Annotated in this window: 3 protein-coding genes; 1 reads left to right on the top strand and 2 read right to left on the bottom strand. The window is 52.6% G+C overall.

Going from position 1 to position 3,148, the window contains the following annotated elements; genetic code table 11:
• Positions 1-188 precede the first annotated feature (188 nt).
• Positions 189-353, top strand: coding sequence for a replication initiation protein (locus FEK43_RS23420; RefSeq protein WP_130259266.1), 165 nt, complete (start codon positions 189-191; stop codon positions 351-353).
• A gap of 247 nt (positions 354-600) precedes the next feature.
• On the opposite strand, the gene FEK43_RS22620 is transcribed toward FEK43_RS23420, so the two are convergent.
• Together FEK43_RS22620 and FEK43_RS22890 are read right to left on the bottom strand one after the other, a co-directional pair.
• Positions 601-1,212, bottom strand: coding sequence for a hypothetical protein (locus tag FEK43_RS22620; protein WP_130259262.1), 612 nt, complete (start codon positions 1,210-1,212; stop codon positions 601-603).
• The coding region (locus tag FEK43_RS22890) for a hypothetical protein (RefSeq protein ID WP_171020824.1) at positions 1,199-3,148 on the bottom strand (1,950 nt) is incomplete at its 5' end. The genes FEK43_RS22620 and FEK43_RS22890, both read right to left, overlap by 14 nt.

The following is a 3,148-nucleotide window of genomic DNA, read 5'->3' as shown; positions in this document are numbered from 1 at the left end:
AACATATCAAAATCAGGCAACTACACAAATCTATGTACAGGCTCCAGGCGTTTCCCCCTGGTGGCTCCCTCGTGCGCTCTCCTGTTCCTGCCTTTCGGTTTACCGGTGTCATTCCGCTGTTATGGCCGCGTTTGTCTCATTCCACGCCTGACACTCAGTTCCGGGTAGGCAGTTCGCTCCAAGCTGGACTGTATGCACGCCCCCCCGTTCAGTCCGACCGCTGCGCCTGTTCCGGTAACTATCAACTTGAGTCCAACCCGGAAAGACACGATAAAACGCCACTGGCAGCAGCCACTGGTAAACAGAATGTGCGAGAGATGTATCCAGAGTTCTTGAAGTTGTGGCCTTACTGAGGCTACACTGGAAGGACAAATTTGGTGGCATGTCTCGCACAAGACTGTTACCACGGTTCAGAAACTTGCCGGTTTACTGTACCTTCGAAAAACCACCTTGCCGGGTGGTTTTTTCGTTTACAGAGCCAGAGATTACGCGCAGAAAAAAAGGATCTCAAGAAGATCCTTTTTATTTTGTGGTCAACCATTTGTCATTTGCATTAAGCATTACTCTCCGTGTGGCTCCCCCTAACCCCGCTTTACTCAACTAATCATGCGGAAAATGAGGGTCATCCGATGGGTCTCCTTTCCCAATTATTGAGAATTTACCACCTTTAAAACTGTATATTTTATATTCACATTTATCATTATTCGGATTTGACGCCGATAGTAACGTACCATTCATCCATAATAAGGTACTGTCACGATAAAATATTGGAAAATCAGCCATTGCTCCAGGTGGAGGTGGATCGTTCTCATCTTCAGGGGAGTAAACAGCACAACTTTGCACTGTACTCGGATGACTCATGTCATTTTCGATCGTAATAAATTTAGGCAGAGTTGACACAACCTGCCCCGTAGTTTTATCAATAACCCAGCCACATAGCGGGTGGCCATCCCCACATTCATTAGGAAGATCGTCTCCATAGCCGACATACAGTCGATAATGCCCAGCGTAATTAACCTGCTCCATTAGTTGCTGTTGCATAATGCGCTTCCACTCATCGGTATAACCTTTCTGAATACCAGACAGATTTAGTGTTTCAGCAAAAGGTTCGTGGCTCACCTTAACTCTATAGTCCCCGGCCTGCGGCCCCCCCCAGGAAAGCGGTGTTACTCCGAAAAGTAAAACAACAGCCAGATATTTATTTACCATCATGTTTTGACGCCTCCAGAGCCTTAATTATCGCATCCGGCATAATCAGAGCCTTGTTTAGCCCATCACCCGAGTAATACGTCACTCCGTCATGCTTGGCATATCGTCTTTTATGAACGGGGTTACCATGCTTATCTTTCAGCACATTGCCATCTGGAGCCACCTCAAACTCATGGGGATCAGGACTGATAGGCAATCCCTTCTGTACGCCCACCGACGCAAACTCCAGTGCACAGGCATAGGCGGCCTCCTCCACGCTGCCATTTCCCTCCAGATAATCAATAATAGGTTTACGTTTCACCCTGATAATATATTCCTCAAACATCCGGTCCTGCATCGTCTCGTCATACCGTGCATTTACGTCCAGATTCAGCTTATAGACACTTTCCTTCATCACCGTCGGCGTTATCTGAAACCGCCCAGTCGCAAACATTTCATACTTTTCCATCGCCACCATTACCTGAGCGATTGCCATCGATGTCAGATTAGTGTGGGTATATGCCTGTTTATGCGTAGGGTGTGGATGCGGCCAGGTCCGGTTATAGGCGGTATAATCATTGACGGACTCAGCATGGCCAATCAGATCAGCAAACGGGCTGTGTGCCCATCCCTGCTTTTTCGGCTCCCTGAGTGCATCGAGAAACACCAGTGGGTGCATATGCCACTGATTTTCCAACATGCACGGCACCCGGTGAATCCAGCGTAGGTCAGTCAGAAACTTCTCGCTGTACGCGTACCATTCCGGCTCCTCCCTCTTCTTCTGCGGCGTAAAGAACGCTTTCCACACCGGGGATTCCGAAGAGTAGTACCACTCACAAGGATGCTTCACACACAGCCGGTACAGGTGATCGCGCATTGCCGGGTTCTGCACCGCACGCCGGTACTGTTCCGGCAAATACCACGACGCTTTCGGAGCATCAATCTGATTCAGCAACTGCCGGTAGTTGAACGCAACCCCTTTGCTGTAGTGATTATCGTCATTGTCCGCCACGCTGAAAAAACGCTCCAATATCGTCTTTACCAGCCCTTTCGGCTGCGTCTTCCCGTCAAGATGGTCAAAGCTCGACGGACTGTCCTCCGTGGTTTCAAACCCCCGACCGGCCAGATCGTACCGCGACAGCAGCAGCACATCCGACTCCGCCAGCAGCCCGCGCGACGAACCATCCGGCCAGTAACGCTTACCCTCTTTGTCTGTCACCGCCTGCCCGGACAGCGGCATTACCGTTACGCTCGTCGTGGCTATCAGCCCCTTCTGTATTTCTCCGCTTCTGAATTGCAGGTACACCGGTATCCCCTTCGGACAGCGCGCAAAGGCGGGCGTGTCGCGACCCGCACCCTCCGGGTTTCTCAGGAAATGCGGCAAATTGTCCGTGGTCAGACATTCGATATGCACCTGATAGCGCTTTTCATGCCCGTCCTCCGTGGGCGCCTGAAAATACCCCAGATGTCCCACCGGGTCCCCGGCCTTAATCGGATAAGGGGTCGGGCATACCACCGTATCAAACTGCACGGCTTCACGTGACGGCGGCAGGAATGGCGTCCACCACGCCGGACAGGTGGCCCTGTCACGTTCAGGAACCAGGTTCCCTTTGTCGCACACAACCCACACCCGGTCCCCGGTTTTCAGGCTCATGCGGCCCGAAACCGGCTCCGCCAGCGTGACGTGCGCGTACTGTCGCCCGTTGCTCCCGGTCATCGTGTCATCGCTGACCGCTTTATCCCACATCACCCGCGTCCCGGCAGGCAGCTCCGCCGCCACCCACTGCCGGGATTCATCCACATACGCCTTCAGGAGCTGGCCGTCTGCCACCTTAAACGCCGTGCTGTCCTGCTCCGGGTAGGCCAGCCACGGCGCGAGATGCATATACAGCGTGTAAAAGGTCAGTCCGCTTTCTGCCGTTTCCCCGGGCTGAACACAGTGCCTGACCAGCACAAAAGA

This window comes from Escherichia sp. E2562 (assembly GCF_005781075.1).
Lineage (GTDB): Bacteria > Pseudomonadota > Gammaproteobacteria > Enterobacterales > Enterobacteriaceae > Escherichia.
Note: the sequence above shows the minus strand (reverse complement) of the source record. Positions and strands in the feature narration are given on the sequence as shown.

Bases quoted from the DNA above. Each gene is read 5' to 3' on its own strand.
- FEK43_RS22620 (WP_130259262.1), bottom strand. From the start codon at position 1,212: ATGATGGTAAATAAATATCTGGCTGTTGTTTTACTTTTCGGAGTAACA.